General features: G+C 69.1%; 17 protein-coding genes. 7 read left to right on the plus strand and 10 right to left on the minus strand.

The annotated features are described in order from the left end of the window. Window positions 1-101 precede the first annotated feature (101 nt). From LSF15_RS05525 to LSF15_RS05540, 4 genes are read left to right on the plus strand one after another with little or no spacing between them, the layout of a single operon-like run. Window positions 102-986: an ABC transporter ATP-binding protein gene (locus LSF15_RS05525; protein ID WP_232497532.1), complete on the plus strand. Its 885-nt coding sequence runs from the start codon at window positions 102-104 to the stop codon at window positions 984-986. Then, a complete protein-coding gene (locus LSF15_RS05530) occupies window positions 983-2113 on the plus strand; it encodes an ABC transporter permease (protein ID WP_232497533.1) in 1131 nt (376 codons plus the stop codon). Before LSF15_RS05525 ends, LSF15_RS05530 begins: the two co-directional genes overlap by 4 nt. 21 nt (window positions 2114-2134) lie before the next feature. After that, the gene (locus LSF15_RS05535) at window positions 2135-3211 is read left to right on the plus strand and encodes a threonine aldolase family protein (protein WP_232497534.1); all 1077 of its coding nucleotides are present in this window, start codon (window positions 2135-2137) and stop codon (window positions 3209-3211) included. A gap of 53 nt (window positions 3212-3264) precedes the next feature. Beyond that, on the plus strand, window positions 3265-4146 hold the full coding sequence (locus LSF15_RS05540; RefSeq protein ID WP_232497535.1) for a hypothetical protein: 882 nt from the start codon (window positions 3265-3267) through the stop codon (window positions 4144-4146). A 108-nt stretch (window positions 4147-4254) separates the two neighbouring features. Here LSF15_RS05540 and LSF15_RS05545 read toward each other — a convergent pair whose 3' ends face one another. The 3 genes from LSF15_RS05545 to LSF15_RS05555 all read right to left on the minus strand — a co-directional run bounded on the left by LSF15_RS05545 (window position 4255) and on the right by LSF15_RS05555 (window position 9100). After that, window positions 4255-6234 (minus strand): cell wall-binding repeat-containing protein, encoded by a 1980-nt coding sequence (locus LSF15_RS05545; RefSeq protein WP_232497536.1) that lies wholly within the window; start codon window positions 6232-6234, stop codon window positions 4255-4257. 125 nt (window positions 6235-6359) lie between these two features. Beyond that, window positions 6360-7409 carry a zinc-dependent alcohol dehydrogenase family protein gene (locus LSF15_RS05550; RefSeq protein WP_232497537.1) on the minus strand — a complete coding sequence of 350 codons (1050 nt, stop codon included), beginning with the start codon at window positions 7407-7409 and terminating at the stop codon, window positions 6360-6362. Window positions 7410-7525: 116 nt separating this feature from the next. After that, a complete protein-coding gene (locus tag LSF15_RS05555; protein WP_232497538.1) occupies window positions 7526-9100 on the minus strand; it encodes a carboxylesterase/lipase family protein in 1575 nt (524 codons plus the stop codon). A gap of 100 nt (window positions 9101-9200) precedes the next feature. Here LSF15_RS05555 and LSF15_RS05560 point away from each other — a divergent pair, with 100 nt between their 5' ends. Next, window positions 9201-10484 carry an MFS transporter gene (locus LSF15_RS05560; RefSeq protein ID WP_232497920.1) on the plus strand — a complete coding sequence of 428 codons (1284 nt, stop codon included), beginning with the start codon at window positions 9201-9203 and terminating at the stop codon, window positions 10482-10484. Window positions 10485-10490: 6 nt separating this feature from the next. Here LSF15_RS05560 and LSF15_RS05565 read toward each other — a convergent pair whose 3' ends face one another. Beyond that, the gene (locus tag LSF15_RS05565) at window positions 10491-12710 is read right to left on the minus strand and encodes an ATP-dependent Clp protease ATP-binding subunit (protein ID WP_232497921.1); all 2220 of its coding nucleotides are present in this window, start codon (window positions 12708-12710) and stop codon (window positions 10491-10493) included. A gap of 146 nt (window positions 12711-12856) precedes the next feature. Here LSF15_RS05565 and LSF15_RS05570 point away from each other — a divergent pair, with 146 nt between their 5' ends. Then, complete coding sequence (locus tag LSF15_RS05570) at window positions 12857-13564, plus strand: YceI family protein (RefSeq protein ID WP_232497539.1); 708 nt, start codon at window positions 12857-12859, stop codon at window positions 13562-13564. A 1-nt stretch (window position 13565) separates the two neighbouring features. Here the strand turns inward: LSF15_RS05570 and LSF15_RS05575 are convergent, their stop codons facing one another. Genes LSF15_RS05575 through LSF15_RS05600 form a run of 6 tightly spaced genes read right to left on the minus strand, consistent with a single transcriptional unit; the run spans window position 13566 to window position 21331 of the window. Continuing rightward, entirely contained in the window at window positions 13566-14648 is a 1083-nt protein-coding gene (locus LSF15_RS05575; protein ID WP_232497540.1) for an AI-2E family transporter, read from the minus strand. 1 nt (window position 14649) lies between these two features. Beyond that, on the minus strand, window positions 14650-15321 hold the full coding sequence (locus tag LSF15_RS05580; protein WP_232497541.1) for a GAP family protein: 672 nt from the start codon (window positions 15319-15321) through the stop codon (window positions 14650-14652). A gap of 4 nt (window positions 15322-15325) precedes the next feature. After that, window positions 15326-17002 carry a SulP family inorganic anion transporter gene (locus LSF15_RS05585; RefSeq protein WP_232497542.1) on the minus strand — a complete coding sequence of 559 codons (1677 nt, stop codon included), beginning with the start codon at window positions 17000-17002 and terminating at the stop codon, window positions 15326-15328. Beyond that, on the minus strand, window positions 17002-18648 hold the full coding sequence (locus LSF15_RS05590) for a SulP family inorganic anion transporter (protein WP_232497543.1): 1647 nt from the start codon (window positions 18646-18648) through the stop codon (window positions 17002-17004). The genes LSF15_RS05585 and LSF15_RS05590 overlap by 1 nt, the downstream gene beginning before the upstream one ends. A gap of 9 nt (window positions 18649-18657) precedes the next feature. After that, window positions 18658-18996, minus strand: a complete 339-nt coding sequence (locus tag LSF15_RS05595; protein ID WP_232497544.1) for a hypothetical protein — start codon at window positions 18994-18996, stop codon at window positions 18658-18660. Further along, window positions 18989-21331: an arylsulfatase gene (locus LSF15_RS05600; RefSeq protein WP_232497545.1), complete on the minus strand. Its 2343-nt coding sequence runs from the start codon at window positions 21329-21331 to the stop codon at window positions 18989-18991. Before LSF15_RS05600 ends, LSF15_RS05595 begins: the two co-directional genes overlap by 8 nt. 197 nt (window positions 21332-21528) lie before the next feature. Here LSF15_RS05600 and LSF15_RS05605 point away from each other — a divergent pair, with 197 nt between their 5' ends. Beyond that, entirely contained in the window at window positions 21529-21969 is a 441-nt protein-coding gene (locus LSF15_RS05605) for a nitroreductase family deazaflavin-dependent oxidoreductase (protein WP_232497546.1), read from the plus strand. The last annotated feature ends 14 nt before the right edge of the window (window positions 21970-21983 follow it).

The raw sequence follows: 21983 nt of genomic DNA on the forward strand, positions 1-21983 counted from the left end.
ATCGGCGGCGAGTGCGGGAGGGGCCCTCCGTCACGCGGCGGAGCCCGAAGACCCGTCGTGCGGCGGATGCCCCGTCCTCGCGACATCCGTAGCGTGAGGGCATGCTCGAACTCAGCAACGTCAGCAAACGCTATGGCGACCGCCTCGCACTCGACCAGGTGAGCTTCACGGTCGGCGACGGCCGCCTCACGGGTTTCGTCGGCGGCAACGGCGCCGGCAAGACCACGACGATGCGCATCATCCTCGGGGTGCTCGCCGCCGACGGCGGCAGCGTCATGCTCGGCGGCGCGCCGATCACCGCGGCCGACCGTCGGCGTTTCGGCTACATGCCCGAGGAGCGGGGGCTGTACCCCAAGATGAAAGTGCTCGAGCAGACCGTCTACCTGGCGCGCCTGCACGGCTGGACGCCAGCTGCCGCGCACCGCAACGCACTCGAACTGCTCGAGCGCCTGGGCCTCGGCGAGCGCACGAACGACACGATCGAATCGCTCTCGCTCGGCAACCAGCAACGCGCCCAGATCGCGGCCGCGCTCGTGCACAAGCCCGAGGTGCTCGTGCTCGACGAGCCCTTCTCGGGCCTCGACCCGATGGCCGTCGAGACGGTGCAGGGCGTACTCGCCGACGTCGCCGCCGCGGGCTCCCCCGTGCTGTTCTCGTCGCACCAGCTCGACATCGTCGAGCGGCTGTGCGACGACCTCGTCATCATCGCCGGCGGGCGCATCGCCGCCGCCGGCCCAGGCGACGCGTTGCGCACCGAGCACGGCTCCGAGCGATGGGAGCTGCTCACCGCCGGCGACGCCGGCTGGCTGCGCCGACAGCCCGGCATCGAGGTCGTCGAGTTCGACGGCGGCTGGGCGGTGTTCGAAGCAGAATCGGATGCCGCTCGCCAGGCCACGCTCGCCGAGGCGGTCACCCGTGGCGAGGTCGTCAGCTTCACCCGCGAGCACACCACGCTCGCCCAGATCTTCAAGGAGGTCGTGCGATGAGCACGGTCGCAGACACCGAGCGCCGCACCCCGAGCTTCGTCGACAGCGTCTCGCTGATCGCCGGCCGCGAGATCACGATGCGACTTCGCAGCAAGGCGTTCCTCATCTCGACGGGCGTGCTCATGCTCGCCGTGCTCGCGTCGGTCGTGCTCGGCAGCATCTTCGGCACGCAGACCGAGACGACGAAGGTCGCCGTCATCGGCGGCGCGACCGCCGTGGTCGACGGCAATGACGCCCTCGAGGCGGTTCCGGCTGCCGACGAGGCCGCCGCCGAGCAATTGCTGCGCGAGGGAGAGGTCGACGCGATCGTCGCGCCCGCGGCATCCCTTCGACAGGCTCAGGACGGCGCCGACCCGCTCGGCATCACCGTGATCGGACTCGACTCCCCGCCCACCGATGTGGCGCAGGCACTGTCGGTGCAGCCGACCATCGAACTGCTCGAGCCCGCGGCGGTCGACCCGACGCTCGCCTACCTTGTCGCCTTCGGGTTCGGCATCGTGTTCTTCATGTCGGCGCTCACGTTCGGCACGACCATCGCCCAGTCGGTCGTCGAGGAGAAGCAGACCCGCGTCGTCGAGATCCTGCTCTCGACCGTCACGGCCCGCGCGCTGCTCACCGGAAAGGTCATCGGCAACAGCCTGCTCGCGTTCGGGCAGATCCTCGCGATCGCGGCGCTCGCGATCCTGGGCCTCGTGCTCACGGGGCAGCGCGTGCTGCTCGGCGGGCTCGGCAGTTCGGTGATCTGGTTCATCGTGTTCTTCGCGATCGGCTTCGTGATGCTCGCTGCGCTGTTCGCGGCGACCGCGGCCATGGTGTCGCGCGCCGAGGACATCGGTTCGGTGACGACCCCGGTGACGATGCTCGTGATGATCCCGTATTTCCTCGTCATCTTCTTCAACGACAACCCCACGGTGCTCGCGATCATGAGCTACGTGCCGTTCTCGGCACCGGTCGGCATGCCGATGCGGGTGTTCCTCGGCACCGCCGAGTGGTGGGAGCCGTTCGTGTCGCTCGCGATCCTCCTGGCGACGACGGCGCTCGCGGTGCTGATCGGCGAACGCATCTACCGCAACTCACTGCTGAAGACCGGCGCTCGGGTGCCGCTCGGCGAGGCGCTGCGCGGCTGAACGAGGTGCGAGGATAGTGCGGTGACCCAGCAGCTCCACGACACATCCTTCCGCGGCTTCGCCTCCGACAACTATTCGGGGGTGCATCCCGAGATCCTCGCCGCGATCAGCGCCGCGAACGACGGCCACCAGGTCGCCTACGGCGAAGACGTCTACACCGACCGTCTTCAGGAGGTGTTCGCGCAGCACTTCGGCAAGGGCATCGAGGCGTTCCCGGTGTTCAACGGCACCGGCGCGAACGTCACGGCGCTGCAGTCGATGCTGCCGCGCTGGGGTGCCGTGATCTCGGCCAAGACGGCGCACATCAACTCCGACGAGGGCGGCGCGCCCGAGCGGGTCGGCGGCATCAAGCTGCTCACCGTCGACGCGCCCGACGGCAAGCTCACCCCCGAGCTCATCGACCGCGAGGCGTGGGGCTGGGGCGACGAGCACCGCGCCCAGCCGCTCGTCGTGTCGATCACGCAGACCACCGAGCTCGGCACGGCCTACACGGCCGACGAGATCCGGGCCATCGCCGACCACGCCCACGGGCATGGCATGAAGCTGCACCTCGACGGTGCGCGGCTCGGCAACGCGGGCGCGTCGCTCGGGCTGCCCCTGCGCGCGTTCACCCGCGACGCCGGCGTCGACCTGTTGAGCGTCGGCGGAACCAAGAACGGATGCCTCGGCGCCGAGGCCATCGTCGTGCTGAACCCCGAGGCATCAGAGGGCCTCAAGTACCTGCGCAAGCTCAACATGCAGCTCTCGTCGAAGATGCGCTTCGTCTCGGCGCAGCTCATCGCGCTCTACGAGGGCGACCTGTGGCTGCGCAACGCCACGCACGCCAACGAGATGGCCTCGCGCCTGCGCGACGCGCTCGACGCCGGCATCGCCGCGGGCGAGCTGCCCGGCCTCGGGTTCTCGCAACCCACGCAGTCGAACGGCGTGTTCGCGGTGCTGCCTGCGGGCGTCTCCGACCGGCTGCGCGACCGCGGCTTCAAGTTCTACGACTGGGACGCCGCCAAGGGCGAGGTGCGCTGGATGTGCTCGTTCGACACGAGCGAGGCCGACATCGACGCCTTCGTCGCCGGCATCCGCGACGAGCTGCACGCCTCCTGACCCCCACCGCGGTACGGTGATCCCGGGATCCCGACCGCGAGAGGAGTGCGGCGATGTGGGACGAGTTCGCAACGATGTCCAGAGCGTGGGCGCCGGTCATCGCTGCGTGCATCGCGCTCGTCGCCACGGTCATCGGCGGCGTGATCGCCGTCGGATGGCCGACTTGGAGGTCGCGGCAGATCGGACGCCGCTTCGTCGGCCTGATTCGCCGGGAGCTCGAGGAGATCGGACCCCGAATCCCGAAGAGTGATCCTGACGCAGGTCGCAGGCCATGGTGGGAGTACCTCTCGAAGCGCTTCGTGCACGAGGAGTTCCTGGGTCGCGAGCGAATCGCCGAGCACCGGGACTTCGTGCTCAGCCTCGATCCGACGCTCGTCTATCTGCTGTCGCAACTGTGGATCTCGTACGAGAAGCGCGATCTCGTGCAATGGAAGCAGTTCCTGAACGAGCTCGCCGCGAACGAGCATGTCGCGACGACACGTCTGAAGGATGCGGCCGACCGTTGGAACCGCATCGAGCCCGACGCGCAGACGACGGAATGGGTTCGCGGCTCCGCCGGCCAACTTCGCTCGCCGGTCGAACAAGTGAGTGGCTTGTTCGAGGCGCGACTCGACGCCTACCGCGAACTGACCTCGTCGCTGACGTCAGCCGCAATGGCCGACGAGCAGGGCCGATCGGTGCTCGTGAACGGCAACAACGGCACATTGCGCGTGTGGTATCGAACGCACGGATTGCTCCTGTCGGGCGATGCGCTGCACCGTTATCTTCACCTTCGCGACCTGCTCGAAGGCGTGGCCGACCCCGGCCCTCTACCCCTCGGTGATGCATTGAGGGACGCACGTTCCGCACTGTGCACCGAACTGAAGATCGACCTCGGGGTCCGCCATCCAGATGAGCGCGATGAACCGACGGATGGAGCCCGACGACGGGGCTGATCGGACCGTTTCCGGATGGCGCCGCTGCGAAGCCGAACGGATGTCCCGGGGCCGCGCCCGGGACATCCGTTCGGTGGCGTTGCGTGTGTTCAGTTCCCCGCAAGCCGATCAGCCCAGATAGCCCTCGAGCGTCTGGAAGAGAGAGCTGCTGACCACACCTTTGCCGCCGAGCACCACGATGCGGGTGGGGTTCAGCCTCGCCAGTTCCGCGGCCACGGCCGGCGGGATCGAGTTGGCGTGCACGAGCAGCACGGGACCCGCGGTCGTTCCGGCGACCGGTGCGCCCGCGAGTGCGTCGGGGAAGTTCATCCCGCTGGCGACGTACACCGTGCCGACGCCCGCCGCGAAGATCTTCGAGATCGACGCGGCCGTGCCGAACCGGTCGGGGCCGGCCATACGCGTCACCGCGCCCGCGGTGTACTGGTCGAGCGACTGGAACACGGCGCCGCCGACGACGCCGGTGCCGCCGAGCACCACGATGCGACCCGGGTTCAGCCGATCGAGCTCGGCCGCGATCACCGACGGGATCGAGCCCCGCTGCACGAGCAGCACCGGCCCACTGTCCTTGCCGGCCGCCGCTGCACCCGCCAGCGCATCCGGGAAGTTCATCCCGTTCGCCACGTACACCACGCCCACTGCGGGGTCGTAGTTGTTCGACGAGATCGCTGCCGCCGTGCCGAACCGATCGAGGCCGGCCAAGCGCGTCACCGTGCCCGCCGTGTACTGGTCGAGCGACTGGAACACGGCATTGCCGACGACGCCCCTGCCGCCGAGCACCACGATGCGACCGGGGTTCAGCCGATCGAGCTCGGCCGCGATCACCGACGGGATCGAGCCCCGCTGCACGAGCAGCACCGGCCCACTGTCCTTGCCTGCCGCCGCTGCACCCGCCAGCGCATCCGGGAAGTTCATCCCGCTCGCCACGTACACCACGCCCACGCCGGGGTCGAAGTTCGCGTTCGAGATCGCGGCCGCGGTCGCGAATCGGTCGGCACCTGCCCACCGCTCGATCGTCAGAGTCGGATCGGGATCCGGGCCGGGACCGGGGTCAGGGTCAGGGTCAGGGTCAGGGTCAGGACCCGGACCGGGATCGGGGTCCGGACCGGGATCGGGGTCCGGACCGGGATCGGGGTCCGGACCGGGATCGGGGTCCGGGCCGGGGTCAGGCGCGGACACGACGGTGAAGCTCAGCCCGCCGATGCCGAACGTGGTTCCTGTCGGGTTGGCGAGACCGCTGGGCACCTTCCACTGGGCGACGCCGGCCGCGTTCGCACCCAGAGACCCTGCCGGCCACAGGTAGTCGAAGCCGTTGAACGTCACCGCCCCGAGCGGCCAGGTGCTCGCGTCGATGATCGCCGTCGCGGTACCGGACCGCGAGGCGATGCCGTTGTTGGCCTCGTACGAGCTCCACTCGGCGACGTGCACGCCGCCCGCCGAGTCGGTGAACGCGAAGCTCACGCCGTCCACCGGGCGATCGAAGAGCCACGCCACCCTCAGGGTGTCGCCACCGGCGAGTGCGGCCGAGGAGATGCGCCCGACATTCGTCAGCGACGGCGCGCGCGACAGGTCGACTTCGGTGACGACCTCGAAGGTGATGGCGGCCAGATCGGGCAGCGGGCCGGGAACGCCGGTGCCCTCGGTCTTCCAGATGAGGCTTCCGTCGCCGTCGAAGCTGGCGGAGTGCTTCCAGCCGTCCCACGCGACCGTGAACCCGTCGAGCGTGAACATTCCGCGCGGCCAGGTCGGGTCATCCACGTGCCCGACGGCTTCTCCGGTCAGTTCTCCGGGCGGCAGGCCCTCGACCGCCTCATCCGCCAGGTTGCCGTTCCACGTGACCTGCTGCTGTCCGCCGAGAGCATCGCTGAAGTGGAAGCTCACGAAGTCGACCGGGGCGTCGAACTCCCAGGCGACGATGACGTCTTCACCGTCCTGCACCACCGGCGTGGTCACCTGCGCCGACACGAGCGAGGGGACGGGCGAATCGACGGCGACAGCGGGAGGCGGCTGCCACAGTGCGAGCGAGGTGGCGGCCAAGAGGACGAATGCGGTGAAGGCACTCGTGGTCAGTCTGCGGCGTTTCACAGTCATGAGAAATCCTTGATTTGCCTCTTCTCAGGGTACGAACCTGAGGGCTCACCGCCGATCCCCAGTTCAGGGCACGCCCGCCGATCGCAGGCCGTCGTGGCCGCGACATCCGCCGGTCATTCGCGCCGTCAGGGGCGCAGCAGCACCTTGATCGCGCGGCGCTCGTCCATGGCGGCGTACGCCGCGGCGGCGTCGCGGAGCGGCAGCTCGAGATCGAACACCCGGCCCGGCGCAATCGCTCCCGACCGCACGTCGGGCAGCAGCTCGTCGATGTACCCGCGCACCGGTGCGACGCCCCCGTTGACCCCGACGTTGCGGTTGAAGAGCGGCCGCACGGGCAACTCGGGCCCGCCGTTCGGCGCCCCGACGTACCCGACCATGCCGCCCGGGCGGGTCGAGCGGATCGCCTGGTCCATGGACTCCTTCGAGCCCACGCATTCGAGCACCCGGTCGGCGCCGATGCCGCCGGTGATCTCCTGCACGGCCGTGATGCCGACGTTGCCGCGCTCGGCCACGATGTGCGTCGCGCCGAAATCACGGGCGAGCTCCTGTCGTTGCGGATGCCGCGACATGGCGATGATCGTCGACGCGCCGAGCCGTCGCGCCGCGATGATCGCGCAGAGGCCGACCGCACCGTCGCCCACGACGGCGACCGAGTCGCCCGGACCGACCCCGGCCGACACGGCGGCGTGGTGGCCGGTGCCCATCACGTCGGAGAGGGCGAGCAGTCCGGGGACCTCGTCGTCGCCGACGGGACCGGGCACGACGACGAGGGTGCCGTCGGCGAGCGGCACGCGCACCCGCTCCCCCTGCCCGCCGTCGGCGAAGCCGCCCAACCGGTCGTCGGCGCCCCACCAACCTCCGTGCAGGCACGACGTCGACACCCCGTTGCGGCAGTTGATGCACGTGTTGTCGCACACGTAGAACGGGGCGATCACGAAGTCGCCCACGGCGACGTGCTGCACGCCCTCGCCGACCGCCTCGACCACGCCGACGAACTCGTGCCCGATGCGGTGCGGTGCGCGCGTCGGCGTGACTCCTCGATACGGCCACAGGTCGGAGCCGCACACGCACGCCGCGACGACCCTCACGATCGCATCGCCACCGGTCGACAGCACGGGGTCGGGCACGGTTTCGACACGGATGTCGCGGGCGGCGTGAATGACGGTGGCGCGCATGGTTCGAGCCTACGGCGGCCACCGCTGGTCGAGTAGTGAGCGCAGCGAGTGTATCGAGACCCGGTGTCGCGTGATCTCGATACGGCCCTGCCGGGCCGACTCGACCGACGCGCGCCTCACACGTGCGGCACGAACGCCTGCCACGCGAGCCGTTTCTCGCGCCGCGGGTCGAGTTCCACGTGGTCGACGCGGTCGAAGACGAGGGTGCGCCGGGTCGCCTCGTCGTACGCCGGCCAGTCGTCGAGCGGCGCGCCGGATGTCGCGAACGCGACCCAGTGACCCTGCATGCGCCGCCCGACCTCGCGGAACATGCGCCGCCCGCCGAGCAGCGTGAGGCCGACGCCGGTCGGGTTGTCGAACTTCTCGAAGAGCGCGAAGAGCTCGAGGCCGTGCGTCGCGTCGAGGCCGAGCAGTCGCGGCATGCGCGGGGCCGCATCGAAGCGGTACATGAACACCGGCGAGAACCTCGAGTGCCGCTCGGCCAACTTCACCGTCGGGAACCAGAACGTGAAGTCACCCGCGAAGTCGGCCGCCGGGCGACGGTCGGGCAGACCGGGATACTGCCGCTTGATCGCTTTGCGCGCCTTCTTCTTCGTGTTCGCGAAGATCGCCCGGATCCGAGGTTTGGTCGTGGGCAGGATGCTGATGCGCCCCTCGAAGAGCGACCCCTCGCGGTCGTTCGTGCCGATGATGAGCGGGACTCGGTGCGCAAGGCCGTCCCGGAATGCGTCGAGCGGGCGGTGCGGCAGGAACTCGCCGTCGATGACGGGCGCGAGACTGATGGTGCCGGGGTTCTCGTCGGGCGTGCGCACGGTGAGCGCGGTGGTCGCCTCGGCGAGCAGCATCGCGTCGGTTGCGCGGAGCATCGCCGCGGCATCCTCGGGCGATTCGCTGTCGAGGTCGTCGTCATCGACGAGGCGACTGAGATGCTGCACGTATTCGCCGGCCCACTTCGCCGCGACCTCCGGCAGGTAGACCGCGTTCGCCGGCGAGCTCTGCGAGATCGCGCGCGCGAACAGCCCCTCCGCGGCGGGCACCGTCAGCAGCGTCGTGACGGCATTCGCGCCCGACGACTCGCCGAACAGCGTCACGTTCCCGGGATCGCCGCCGAACGCACGGATGTTGCGGTGCACCCACTCGAGCGCCGCGACCTGGTCGCGCAGCCCGAGATTGCCTTCGAACGGATGCCTCGGCGACGAGTACGCCCGGAAGTCGAGCCACCCGAGCGCGCCCAGGCGGTAGTTGAAGCTCACGTAGACGACGCCGTGCCGGCGCACGAGCCGCTCGCCCTGCTGCGGATACTCGCCCGACGAGCCGACGCTGTAGGCCCCGCCGTGGATGAACACCATGACGGGTCGGCCGCGGGCCGGGTCATCCGAATCGGCTGGGGCGACCACGTTCACGCTGAGGCAGTCCTCGCTGCGCGCAAGGCGCGGCGAGGCACCGATGAACTGGCCCCTGCGCTTCTGCGGAGCGACCGGACCATACGCGAAGGCGTCGCGCACGTCGTCCCAGGCGAGCGCCGGCAGCGGCGCCCGGAAGCGTCGATCGCCGGACGTGTCGGCCGCGTACGGGATGCCCCGCCAGATGCGCACGCCACGTCGCCTCGCGCCCCGCACCGCCCCGCGGTCGGTCTCGACGATCGAGTGACCTTCGTCGAGGCGTTGACCGGGGCCCGTGCGCAGCGTCATGGCGGCAGGGTACGCCCGGCGGGTGAAATGTCGCCACGCCCATGCTCGCGCCCGAATCGCCGATGTCGGTGGTATCCGGCAGGATGCTGGAGTGACGGGCATGAGAGGGTTCTGGGGCGCGCTCCCCACCGAGGGGCGTTGGCTGCTGTCGACGGTCGCGATCCAGACGCTCGGCCGGGGGCTGACGCTGCCGTTCACGATCATCTACCTGCACGAGGTGCGGGGCTTCGATCTCGGCCTCTCGGGCGCGCTGATGAGCCTGATCGCGGTCGTCGGGCTCATCGTGACGGGCCCGGGCGGCACGCTCATCGACCGCTTCGGCGCGCGCGCGGTGCTGCTCACCGGGCTGACGGCGATGATCGCCGGCTGCACACTGCTCGCATTCGCCACCCACCCCGCGGTCGCCGCGGTCGCGCTCGTGCTGATCGGCGTGAACTTCGGCGTCTCCTGGCCGGGGTTCAACGCGCTGATCGCCGCCGTGGTCGACGGCGACCTTCGTCTGCAGTACTTCGGCGTCAACTTCGCCCTCGTCAACCTCGGCATCGGCGTGGGCGGCATCATCGGCGGGTTCTACATCGACGTCGACTCGCCCGAGACCTTCACCGCGATCTTCCTCATCGACGCGATCAGCTGCCTCGTGCCGGTCGCGTTGCTGCTCGGGCCCCTCCGCCACGTCCGCACCCAGGCCGAGCCCTCCGACGACGCCCCGACGACCGGCGGCTATCGCGAGATCCTCCGCCGGCCCGCGGTGGTCTGGGTGACGCTGCTCACCTTCATTGCGATGTTCATCGGCTACGGCCAGATGGAGGCCGGGTTCCCGGCCTACGCGCGGCAGGTGGCCGAGGTCTCGACCCGCGTGATCGGGCTCTCCTTCGCCGTCAACACCGCCGTGATCGTGCTACTGCAGTTCACCGTGCTGAAGTACATCACGGGTCGACGTCGCACCCGGGTCATGTGGGTGATGGCGCTCGTGTGGGCGTGCTCGTGGCTGATACTCGGCGCGGCCGGGCTGCTTCCCGATTCGCTCGCCGCCGCCATCGGCGTGCTGGCCTTCATGGGCGTGTTCGCCTTCGGAGAGACCCTGCTGCAGCCCACGGTGCCCGCGGTGTACAACGACCTCGCCTCCGACCACAACCGCGGCCGCTACAACGCGATCAACTCGGCGGCGTTCCAAGGAGGCGCGATCGCCGGACCGATCGCCGCGGGCCTGCTGCTCGATCAAGGACTGTCCGCGGTGTACATCGGCATCATGGTCGTCGGCTGCATCGGCATCGGCCTGCTGGCCATCGCCCTCGAACGGCGCATTCCGGCGAGCGCGAACGGCGTGCGCGAACCGTCGGCCGAGCGCGAGCCCGCGCCCGAGCCCGAGCGCGCCGACGACTGACTCCGCCTACTGTCCCTCGTCGATGATCTCGGCGTCGATCACGTCGTCATCGAGATCGACCGCACCGTCGCCGACCGGAGCCTCGGCCCGCATCACCGTCAGTGATTCGCCGTCATCGTCGAGCCCCACGACGACCGCGTCACCGTCGCGCACCGCACCGGTGAGCAGCGCCCGGGCGAGGCGGTCGTCGATCTCGTGCTGCATGAGCCGGCGCAGCGGCCGGGCACCGTAGAGCGGGTCGTAGCCGCGCTCGGCGAGCCAGGCCCGCGCGTCGGGCGTGACCCCGAGTTCGAGCCGGCGCTCGTGCAGACGCAGCGACAGCCGGTCGATGTAGAGGTTCACGATCTCGGCGAGTTCCTCTTCGCTGAGCGACGAGAACACGACGATGTCGTCGAGCCGGTTCACGAACTCGGGCTTGAACGCCTGCCGCACGGCCTGCAGCACGGCCTGCTCCTTCTCGTCCCACGCGAGCGACGGGTCGATCAGGTACTGCGAGCCGAGGTTCGACGTGAGGATGAGGATCGTGTTGCGGAAATCGACCGTGCGGCCCTGGCCGTCGGTGAGGCGACCGTCGTCGAGCACCTGCAGCAGCACGTCGAACACCTCGGGGTGCGCCTTCTCGACCTCGTCGAACAGGATCACGGAGTACGGGCGACGCCGCACGGCCTCGGTGAGCTGGCCGCCCTGGTCGTAGCCGACGTACCCGGGTGGCGCGCCGACGAGCCGCGAGACCGAGAACTTCTCGCCGTACTCCGACATGTCGATGCGCACCATGGCGTGCTCGTCGTCGAAGAGGAACTCGGCGAGCGCCTTCGCGAGCTCGGTCTTGCCGACACCCGTCGGGCCGAGGAACAGGAAGGATCCCGTCGGACGGTTCGGGTCGCTGATGCCCGCACGCGAGCGGCGAACCGAGTCGGCGACCGCGGCGACGGCGCGCTTCTGGCCGATGAGCCGCTTGCCGAGTTCGGTTTCGAGGTGCAGCAGCTTCTCGGTCTCGCCCTGCAGCAGCCGGCCGACGGGGATGCCCGTCCACGCGGCGATGACCTGCGCGATGTCCTCTTCGGTGACCTGCTCGTTCACCATGCGCGGCTCGTCGGGTGCGGCCTCGGCCTGCTCGGCAGCCGCCAGATCACGCTGCAGCTGAGCGATCGTCTCGTACTCGAGTTTCGAGGCGCGCGCGTAGTCGGCCTCGCGCATGGCCCGGTCGCGCTCGGTCACCGCCTCGTCGAGCCGGCGCTTCAGGTCGCCGACGCGATTCAGCGACATCCGTTCGCGTGCCCACCGGGCCTCGAGGTCGGCGAGCTCGCGCTCATGGTCGACCAGCGCCTCGCGAAGCTTGGCGAGGCGCTCTTTCGACGCGTCGTCCTTCTCTTTCTTGAGGGCGAGCTCCTCGAGCTTCAGCCGGTCGACCTGGCGCTTGAGCTGGTCGATCTCGACGGGGCTCGAGTCGATCTCCATCTTGAGCCGAGACATGGCCTCGTCGACGAGGTCGATGGCCTTGTCGGGCAGCTGACGGGCCGAGATGTAGCGATTCGAAAGGGATGCCGCGGCCACGAGCGCCGCGTCGCTGATGGTGACCCCGTGGTGCGCCTCGTAGCGTCCCTTGAGTCCGCGAAGGATCGCGACGGTGTCTTCGACCGACGGCTCACCGACGTACACCTGCTGGAAGCGGCGCTCGAGCGCGGCGTCCTTCTCGATGTACTCGCGATACTCGTTGAGCGTGGTCGCGCCGATGAGGCGCAACTCGCCGCGAGCGAGCATCGGCTTCAGCATGTTGGATGCCGCGACCGAACCCTCGCCCCCGCCCGCGCCCATGAGCAGGTGCAACTCGTCGACGAAGGTGATGATCTGGCCCTCGGCCTCGTCGATCTCTTTCAGCACGGCCTTCAGCCGCTCCTCGAACTGGCCGCGATACATGGCGCCCGCGACGAGCGCCGAGATGTCGAGCGAGATGAGCTGCTTGTGCTTCAGCGACTCGGCGACGTCGCCCGCGACGATGCGCTGGGCGAGCCCCTCGACGACGGCGGTCTTGCCCACGCCGGGCTCGCCGATGAGCACCGGGTTGTTCTTGGTGCGCCGGGTGAGCACCTGGCTGACCCGACGGATCTCGGCGTCGCGCCCGATCACCGGATCGAGCTTTCCCGCCTTCGCGATCTCGGTGAGGTTGACACCGAACTGTTCGAGCGCCGACTTCTGCTCTTCCTGCGAGCTCGGCGCGCCCTGCATGTTGGCCACTGGCACTCTCCCTTCGTTCAAACTTGAGTCTACTCAACTCAACTCTGTCGTGTGGGTGGGTATTCCGGGTGTGACGTGCTTCAGCACTTTCTCATATGTTCGTCGGCAATGCTTGAAGTCCGACGCTGGGGAGCAGCATGCAGAAGCGCACGAAGATCATCACCATCTCAATCGTCGCCGGAGCGCTCGTGCTCGGCGCCACTGCCGCCGTAGCCGGCCCGATCATCTACCGCGATCTCATCGTCGGCGAGGCCGACGCCGCACCGTCGGTGACCGCGGCCCCGAGTTCGACGAACGACACCGGGGCGCATACTGGGGCATCCGATCTCAGTGGCGACTGGGCCGTCACCGAAGGCTCGTTTTCGGGCTACCGCGTCGACGAGGTGCTGAACGGCACCGACGTCACCGTCACCGGGCGCACCTCTGATGTCACGGGCACGCTCACCGTCGACGAACTCACGCTCACGAGCGCGTCGCTCGAGGTCGACGTCGCGTCGATCGCGACCGACTCGGGTAACCGCGACGAATACTTCCGCTCGAACGCGATGCGCACGGGCGAGTTCCCGACGGCGACCTTCGTGCTCACCGAGCCGGTCGCGGTCGACGCAGCACCGACGGTCGGCGAGGTGCAGACCGTCCAGGCGACGGGTGAACTCACCCTCGCCGGCGTCACCCGCACCGTCACGGTCGACCTCGAAGCCGTGCTGAACGGCGCCGACGGCCAGGTTGCCGGCAGCATTCCCATCACGTTCGCCGACTTCGGTGTCGAAGCGCCGAACCTCGGCTTCGTCTCGGTCGAGCCCGACGGGTTCGTCGAATTCTCGCTCGTGATCACCCGCCCCTAGTTCACCGGCTCCCGTCGCGCACGGGATTCCCCGAGAGTCGGCGCAGGGTCTCGGCGCGATCGTCGGGTTCCACGAGCAGCGCCCGTACGAGCAGGGTGAGCGGGATCGACAGGATCGCCCCGATCGGCCCGATGACGAAGGCCCAGAAGACGACCGAGAAGAACGACAGCGTGAGGCTGAGGTCGACGGCATCGCTCACGAACTTCGGCTGCACGAGCACCTGCAGCGTGACGTTGATCACGCTGTACGCGAGCACGACCACGAGCGCGAGAGGCCACCCGCCGACCACGAGGGCGAGCACGGCGGGCGGAATGAGGCCGAGCACGAACCCGATGTTCGGCACGAAGTTCGTGACGAACGCGAGGATCGCCCACACGATCGGGATCGGGATGCCGAGCGCCCAGAGCAGCAGTCCGTCGAGCACCGCCACGATCGCGCCGAACGTCGCGTTCACGACGTAGTAGCGGCGCACGCCGCCGAAGTAGCCGCGTCCGATGCCGTCGGCGCGGGCATTGCCGAATACCGTGCCGGCGCGGGCGAAGCGCGCGGCATCCGCTGCCATGAAGATGACGTAGGCGAGCACGAAGAAGAACGCCGTGGCGAGGCCGAGCACGGTGTCGGCGACGGATGCCGCGAATCCGACGAGCGTGCCGGGATCGAGCAGTGACGACGTCGCATCGGATGCCGCGTCGGAGAGACCCATCGACGCGAGTGTGTCGGCGACGGATGCCGCGGTGGCCTGCAGCTCATCGGCGTAGTCGGGCAGCAGAGCGACGAACTGCGCCGAGGCGAAGAGCAGCAGTGCGGCGAGCACCGCGAGGATCAGGTACGCGACGACGATCACTGCGGTGGTTGCGACCCAGCGCGGCCACCCGCGACGTTCGAGCGGATGCCGCACCGGATGGGCGATGATCACGACGACCGCGGCGACCGCGGCGGGCGCCAGCACGTCACGGGCGAGCCACACGCCGGCGAACGCGACGACCGCGGCGGCGACGGTGAGGAGCACACGGGTTCCGTGCGCGAGGCCGGCGCGCTGCGTGGGAGCATCGCTCGCGGCATCCGTCGTCACGTTCCCGCCCATGTCAGAAGTTCCCGATCCCCTTGCCGATCACCACGACGCCGATGACGAGCAGCAGCACGGCCATGACGGTCGCGTTGTTGTGCACGAGCCAGCCACGCAGCGACTCGAGAGGCCCGGCCATCTGCTTCGATGCCACCAGGTAGCCGATGACCGGGATCGCGACAGAGCACGCGGCGATGACGACGAACACGGCGATCGCGATCGTCTGTTCACCGCCCGAGATGCCGGCGGTGCCGATCACGATGCCGGCGCTCACCGCCATGATGAGGTTCTTCGGGTTCACCGCCGAGAGCAGGAACCCGAGACCCAGGCCCTTCACCGCGGTCATCGTGTCGATGGCGCTCATCCACTTCGGCAACGGCGGCTCCTCGTCGGCCTTGGGGCGGCCGCGCCACTGCTTGAGCGCCAGGAACAACAGCAGCGCGCCGAGGACGATCTTGATCATGCCGGCGATGGGCTTCGAGGCATCCGGATCCTGTTCGGGGATCACCGAGGCGAGCAGGGTGAACACGACCACCGCGACGACAATGCCCAGTACCCAGCCCAGGAGGAACCCGACGCTCGTGCCCTTCGCCTGCGGCGACAGCAGCATCAGGATCGCGGCGATGATCGGGATCGGCGAGATTGCGATTCCGACGGCGAGGGGGAGGATATCTCCGATGACGGCACCCATGGGCTCATCCCTTCTCGACGGCGGCGCCGTCGTCTTCGGTGAGCGCCGTGATCGCCGCTCGGTTGGTGTCGAAGATGCGGGCGTCTCCGAGCAGATCGAGGCGGTCGAGTCGGGCCTTCGCGACCGGGCGCACACGGCTGAACGAGAGCTCGATGTCGTGCTGCCCGAGCCATTCGAGCAATGCCTCGAAGGTCTCGGCGCCGGTCACATCCAGGTCCGTGACCGCCTCCATGTCGATCACCACGTGCCTCACCGGGCCGTGGCCCGCCGACTCGGCGGCGCCGACTGCGCGTTTCACGGCATCGCCGAAGACGGCGCTGTTCGCGAAGAACAGCGGCGCCGCGAGCCGCACGACGATGACGCCCGGCGCGGTCACGGCACCACGGGGAGCCTCTTCGAGCAGCGAGTCGGTGGGCTCGCCGCCCGCCTCGAGCACGTCGATGGCCGGGTTGGCCGCGCGCTTGGCGAGGTTGATGAGCGCGAGCACGAACGCCACGAGGATGCCCGGGATCGCGCCGATGAAGAGCGTGACGAGAAAGCATGCCGCGCCGACCACGAACTCGAACCGGTCCTGCCGCCACAGGCCCACGAACTCGCGGATGCCCAGGAGCGGAAGAATGGCGACGCCGACGATCGCCCCGATCGCGGGCGACGGGATGTCGGCGAGCAGTGCGGTGCCGAAGAGCAGCAGCAGCAGCGTGCCGGCCGCGAGCACGAGTGAGGGCAGCTGGGTCCGCGACCCGGACTGATCCATGGCGGCCGTCCGCGAGGTCGAAGAACCCACCGCGAAGCTCGCGCTCGCGCCCGCGGCGATGTTGCCGAGGCCGAACGCGAGCAGGTCCCGGTTCGGGCTGGTGGGGTAGCCGCGTTTCTCGCCGTATGACCGGGAGACGAGCAGGCCCTCGGCGGTGGTCACGAGCGTCAGCGCCATCGCCGAGGGGATGAGCACGAGCCACATCGACCAGTCGAGCATCGGCCAGGTGAGGGCCGGGGGCCCGGCAGGTACTTCGCCGAGTACGTCGACGCCGGCGTCGTCGAGGTCCGCGATCATCACGGCGATCGTCGAAAGCAGCAGCACGACCAACGCCCACGGCACGACCGGCAGCAGCCGACGTCCGCCGAGCAGGATCGCGACCGATACGACCGAGATGGCGAGCGAGACGAGGTTGATCGTGCCGAGGCCGGTCACGAGCCCCACGACCTTCTCGACGAACTCGCCTCCCGAGTCGATGCCGACGCCGAGCATCTTGGCGATCTGGCTCACGAGGATGTCGAGTGCGAGGCCGCCGACGAAGCCCACGAGGATGGGCTTCGACAGGAAGTTCGCGAGGAAGCCGAGCTTCAGCACCGAGAGCAGCACGAACATGATGCCGCAGATGATCGCCTGCGCCATCGCGAGCGTGGCGTAATCGGCGCTGCCGGCGGCTGCGAGCCCGCCGATCGACGACGCGACGAGCGCGGCGGCCGCGGCATCGGGCGACGCCACGAGTTGCCGGCTCGACACGACGAGGGCGTACACCACGGTGGGCACGATGAGGGCGTACAGACCCGCCGTCGGCGGCAGCCCGGCGATCTGCGCATACCCGATGTTCAGCGGGATCGCGATCGCGAGCAGGGTCACGCCCGCGGTGAGTTCCCTGGCCAGATTCCTGCGAGTCAGACCCGCGAGCGGTGGTTGCATCAGTGATCCTCCTGCCGTTCGCCGCGCGGGTCGGCGGTCGCCTCGCCCAGCGTCGGGTAGACCCTGCCGGCCGCCTCGAGGCCCGCGTACCAGCTCGTCCGCCGCGCGACGGTCGCGCCCGCGTCGGGCACGGCCGCGAGACGCAGTTCGATGCCCTGCCCGCCGAGTTCGCGGTCGAGGTCGGCGAGCGTGTCGAGCACCGTCACCGAGGTCACCGACATGCGGGTGAGCTCGAGCGCCACCGAACGGATGCCCCGGTGTGCGGCCGCCCCGTCGAGCACGGCGTTCTCGTTCGCGAGCACGTTGGCAGTGTAGAGCGGGCCGAGGAGCCGGACGGGAAGCACCCCGTCGATCGGGTTGCCGACGTCGATGCGGACCTTGTTCAACTCCCGCAACACCACCACGAACGTTGCGAGCACGCCCACGAGAACCGCGAGGAGCAGTCCCGCGGTGAGGCCGACCGCCGCTGTCGACACGGCGATCCAGAAGTCGGTGCGGCTGATGCGCCAGAACCGCACGAGTGAGGCGATGTCGATGAGGCCGACGACGGCGACGAACACGAGTGCCGCCAGCGTGGCCTGCGGCAGCAGGCTCAGCACCGGCCCGAGGAACAGCGCGACCAGCACCGCGAGCACGACCGTGACGATCGTCGAGAGCTGCGTGCGCGCGCCCGCGCCCTGGTTCACCGCGCTCTGCGAGAAGCCGCCTGCGGCCGGCAGCACCTGGAAGAACGAGCCGAGCGTGTTGGCCGCACCGGTCGCGAACAGCTCTTGATTGCTGTCGACCTGCCGCTCGCCGGGCTTGCGGATGCCACGCGCCACGGCCGCCGACTCGAGGAACGCCATGACCGCGATGCCGAGTGCGCCCGGCAGCAGGGCGCCGAGGTTCGCGAATGACGGCAGGGCCGGCACCGGGAAGCCCTGGGGCACCGGCGCGATGAGCTCGACGCCCGCCTCGTCGAGCCCGCCGAACGCCACGAGCAGGATGCCCGCCGCGACGACGACGAGCGGACCCGGCACCCGCGGCGCGAATCGCTTGACCACGAGCAGCACCGCGATCGAGCCCGCCGAGAGGGCGACGGTCGTCCAGTGCGCGCCGGGCAGGGCCTCGGCGACCGCGACGAGCGAGCGGATGAATCCGTGCCCCGAGAAGTTCTCGGTCTCCCCCAGCAGCTTCGGCAGCTGCCCGACGGCGACGGTCGCGCCCACGCCGACCTGGATGCCGACGATGGTCGCGCGCGAGATGTTCTCGACGAGGGAGCCGAGCTTCGCGAGCCGGGCGAGCAGCAGGATCACGCCGACGAGCAGCGCGAGCGCCATCAGGTCGGGGATCGGGTCGTCGCTGCCGGCGGCGACTCCAGCCGAGACGAGGGTGGTCGCCGTGAGGGTCGCGATCGTCGACGTCGTCGACACGCTCATCGCCCGCGAGCCGCCGAGCATCGCGTACACGAGCATCGGCACCATGCACGTGTAGAGGCCGGTCTGCACGGGCAGGTTCGCGATGGTCGCGTAGGCCATCGCCTGCGGGATCACGACCGCGCCCGCCGAGAGTCCGGCGAGCAGGTCGGGCCCGAGCCATGCGCGCCGGTACCCCGCGAGCGTCGGGAAGAGCCGGAACCGGCGGCCCGCGACATCCGTCTGCGACATCCGCCCGCCCTACGCAGCCGGGAAGACGGTCGACAAGTCGCGCTTGACGCTCACGACCGTGAATCCATGTGCGGATGCAGCGGCGAGCGCCTGCTCGGCGGCCTTGTAGGGCTGGTGCTCGGCGAGCGACGGGTCGGCCGCTGCAGCCGCCGCCCACTGCTGCACGACGAAGTGCAGCTGGGTGGGCATCGGCTTCTCGGTCCACAGCGTGCCGTCGTTGTCGAACACCGCGATGCGGGCGGCTTCGGGCACCGCATCGGGGCCCGACGAGACCGACTCCACGAACGCGAGGATCGCGTCGCGGGCCGGCCCGTCGGACCACGACGGAAGCGGGCGCGTGTCAGTCACGCGCCATCGCCGCGGCGAGGTGCGCCTCGAGATCGATGTACGCGTCGTCGGCGATATCGAACACCACCTTGGCGATCTCGCCGCCGGTGAAGTCAAAGCCATAGCCGTACAGCGACGACACCGGGTCGGCGCTGTCGCGCCCGATGGTGAGCCCCTCGCCGCAGAGCGAGAAGTGGCCGAGCACCGTACGGATCTGCTGCTCGCCGACCTGCTGGTCGTCGATGTACAGCTTCAGCGGCCCGACGCCTTCCCGGTACTGGCCCATTCCCTCCTTCGTGAACTCGACCCCGATGATGTGCCTGCCCGACGTCGGGACCGGGGCAGAGATGCGATCCTCGGGCGGGATGCCGAGGAAGTTGTACACGTAGTGCACCTGGCCGTCCTTGATCACGAGTGCGTGCCCGCCGAAGCGCGAACCGTGGGCGAAGATCACGCCCTGGCTGTCGGGTGTGAGCTCGACCTCGGCGGCGATCTTGTAGGAGACGCCGTGCACGTTCGCGGCGGAACGCTCCGGGATCTCGGACGTGCCCGGGTAGTACACGAACTGCCCGCTCGCTGGGGCCGGCTGGTGGAACTCCATCTTGATGAAGGCCTCATAGTCCTTCGGGTTGCCGATGATCTGCAGGTCGTTCAGCGGCAGCACGTTGTTCGCCTCCGCCTCCGCCAGCCAGAGCGCCTTCAGCTCCTCGAGCTTCTCGGGGTGCTCGGCCGCGAGGTTGTTCGCCTCGGAACGATCGACCTCGGTGTGATACAGCTCCCACACGTCGTTGTCGAAGTCGCCCTTGCCGCTCACCGGGCCGTGCACGGTGACGGCCTTCCATCCCTCGTGCCAGATGCCGCGCTGGCCGAACATCTCGTAGTACTGCGTCTGCTTGTTCGTCGGTGCGTCGGGCGTCGCATCGAATGACGGCGTCATCGAGACGCCCGAGAGGGGCGTCTGGTCGACCCCGTTGTACGTGTCGGGGAAGGCCACTCCGCATGCTTCGAGGATGGTCGGCACGATGTCGGTCGAGTGGTGGTACTGGTGGCGAACCTCGCCACGGGCCGCGATGCCTCTGGGCCAATGGATCACCAGCGGGTCGGCGACCCCGCCCTGGTAGGTGTACCGCTTGAACATCTTGTACGGCGTCGAGAAGGCCGCCGCCCAGCCGGTCGGATAGTGGTTGTAGGTGTCGGGGCTGCCCAGCTTGTCGACGAGACGCAGGTTCTCGGCTTCGTCGTCGGGGTAGCCGCCGAAGATCTTGCCCTCGTTGACCGAGCCATTGGGGCTGCCCTCACCCGAAGCACCGTTGTCGGCGCAGTAGATGACGAGGGTGTTCTCGAGTTGGCCCGACTCCTCGAGGTAGTCGATGATGCGGCCGACCTGCGCATCGGTGTACTCCGAGAAGCCGGCGGACACCTCGGCCATGCGGCTGAACATCGCTTTTTCCTCGTCGTTCAGCGACGCCCACGGACGCACCTCGTCGGTCGGCGAGAAGGTGCCGTCGGGCATGGGGTTCAGTTCGGTCAGCACCGTGTCGGCGGGCAGGATGCCGCGCTCGATCATGCGCGGCAGCACCCACTCGCGGTACGCCTCGTAGCCGTCGTCGAACCTGCCCTTGTACTTCGCGATGTACTCCTCGGGCGCGTGGTGCGGCGCGTGGTTGGCGCCCGGGCAGAACCAGAGGTACCACGGCTTGTCGGGCTCGGTCTGCTTGACGTCGCGGATCATCTTGAGCGCCTGGTCAGCGAGGTCCTTCGAGAGGTGATAGCCGTCCTCGGGCAGGTACGGCTGGTCGATGTACTTGTTGTCTTCGGCGAGCGAGGGATACCAGTTGTTGGTCTCGCCGCCGATGAAGCCGTAGAAGCGGTCATAGCCCTGGGCGAGCGGCCAGTTTTTCTTCGAGGCCCCGGCGGTCCACTCGTCGATCGGCACGTTGTGGTTCTTGCCGACCCAGAACGTCGACCAGCCGGCATCGCGCAGGAGGTGCGCCATCGTCACGTTCGACGGCGGGATGTGCGAGTTGTAGCCGGGGAACCCGGTCGACGACTCCGAGATCGTCGCGAACCCGTTCAGGTGGTGGTTGCGACCGGTCAGGAACGTCGAACGCGTCGGCGAGCACAGTGCGGTCGTGTGCCACTGCGAGTAGGTGAGGCCGTCCTTGGCCAGTCGGTCCATCGTCGGCATGTCGATGCGGCCGCCATACGGGGACCATGCCGCCATCCCGGTGTCGTCGTACAGCACGACGAGCACGTTCGGTGCACCCTCGGGTGCCCTGCTCGGCAGGAACGCGTCCCAGTCGGATACTGAGTCGCGCACGTCGAGTTCGATCTTCCCCGCGAATTCCTTCGTCACAGCGTCTGCCTTCCCCCGCATACCGCCGACCGTCGACGGCCCGGCTCCCACGCTGGCATACAACCTTCGGGCGGGGCAAGGAAGGCGGGCATCAGCCTGTCGCTCCGTCTGCCGCACGACCTCGCCCGATCCGTGGGGGAATTCGCCGGCTTCGACCCGGGTTACGGTCGATGAAGACCACGAAGTAGGGGAGACAGATGCCACTCGAGGGCGAATACGCACCGAGCACGTCGGGCTGGGCCCGCACGCAAGCCGAGGCCTTCGAGGCGTCGAACGGCGCCACGGCGAACACCCTGCGAGGCATGCCGATCATCGTGCTGACGACGCTCGGCGCGAAGACGGGCAAGCTGCGCAAGACCGCACTGATGCGGGTCGAGCACGACGGCGAGTACGCCGTCGTCGCGTCGATCGGCGGCGCCCCGAAGCATCCGCTCTGGTACCACAACCTCGTCGCCCACCCGCACGTCGAACTGCAGGACGGCGCCGAGAAGCACGACTACGAGGCCCGCGAGCTCAGCGGTGACGAGCGCGCCGTCTGGTGGGCGCGCGCGGTCGAGGCGTACCCGCCCTACGCCGACTACCAGCTGAAGACCGGCCGGCTGATCCCGGTGTTCGCGCTCACTCGAATCGTGCTCTGAACCGGCGGCACCGG

It is taken from the genome of Agromyces humatus (assembly GCF_021228295.1).
In the GTDB taxonomy this organism is placed as follows: Bacteria; Actinomycetota; Actinomycetes; order Actinomycetales; family Microbacteriaceae; genus Agromyces; species Agromyces humatus.

What these genes read in the sequence shown, in the direction of transcription:
- LSF15_RS05525 (WP_232497532.1), top strand. Translation starts at nt 102, where the DNA reads ATGCTCGAACTCAGCAACGTCAGCAAACGCTATGGCGACCGCCTCGCA.
- LSF15_RS05530 (WP_232497533.1), top strand. Translation starts at nt 983, where the DNA reads ATGAGCACGGTCGCAGACACCGAGCGCCGCACCCCGAGCTTCGTCGAC.
- LSF15_RS05540 (WP_232497535.1), top strand. Translation starts at nt 3,265, where the DNA reads ATGTGGGACGAGTTCGCAACGATGTCCAGAGCGTGGGCGCCGGTCATC.
- LSF15_RS05545 (WP_232497536.1), bottom strand. Translation starts at nt 6,234, where the DNA reads ATGACTGTGAAACGCCGCAGACTGACCACGAGTGCCTTCACCGCATTC.
- LSF15_RS05550 (WP_232497537.1), bottom strand. Translation starts at nt 7,409, where the DNA reads ATGCGCGCCACCGTCATTCACGCCGCCCGCGACATCCGTGTCGAAACC.
- LSF15_RS05555 (WP_232497538.1), bottom strand. Translation starts at nt 9,100, where the DNA reads ATGACGCTGCGCACGGGCCCCGGTCAACGCCTCGACGAAGGTCACTCG.
- LSF15_RS05560 (WP_232497920.1), top strand. Translation starts at nt 9,201, where the DNA reads ATGAGAGGGTTCTGGGGCGCGCTCCCCACCGAGGGGCGTTGGCTGCTG.
- LSF15_RS05565 (WP_232497921.1), bottom strand. Translation starts at nt 12,710, where the DNA reads ATGCAGGGCGCGCCGAGCTCGCAGGAAGAGCAGAAGTCGGCGCTCGAA.
- LSF15_RS05570 (WP_232497539.1), top strand. Translation starts at nt 12,857, where the DNA reads ATGCAGAAGCGCACGAAGATCATCACCATCTCAATCGTCGCCGGAGCG.
- LSF15_RS05575 (WP_232497540.1), bottom strand. Translation starts at nt 14,648, where the DNA reads ATGGGCGGGAACGTGACGACGGATGCCGCGAGCGATGCTCCCACGCAG.
- LSF15_RS05580 (WP_232497541.1), bottom strand. Translation starts at nt 15,321, where the DNA reads ATGGGTGCCGTCATCGGAGATATCCTCCCCCTCGCCGTCGGAATCGCA.
- LSF15_RS05585 (WP_232497542.1), bottom strand. Translation starts at nt 17,002, where the DNA reads ATGCAACCACCGCTCGCGGGTCTGACTCGCAGGAATCTGGCCAGGGAA.
- LSF15_RS05590 (WP_232497543.1), bottom strand. Translation starts at nt 18,648, where the DNA reads ATGTCGCAGACGGATGTCGCGGGCCGCCGGTTCCGGCTCTTCCCGACG.
- LSF15_RS05605 (WP_232497546.1), top strand. Translation starts at nt 21,529, where the DNA reads ATGCCACTCGAGGGCGAATACGCACCGAGCACGTCGGGCTGGGCCCGC.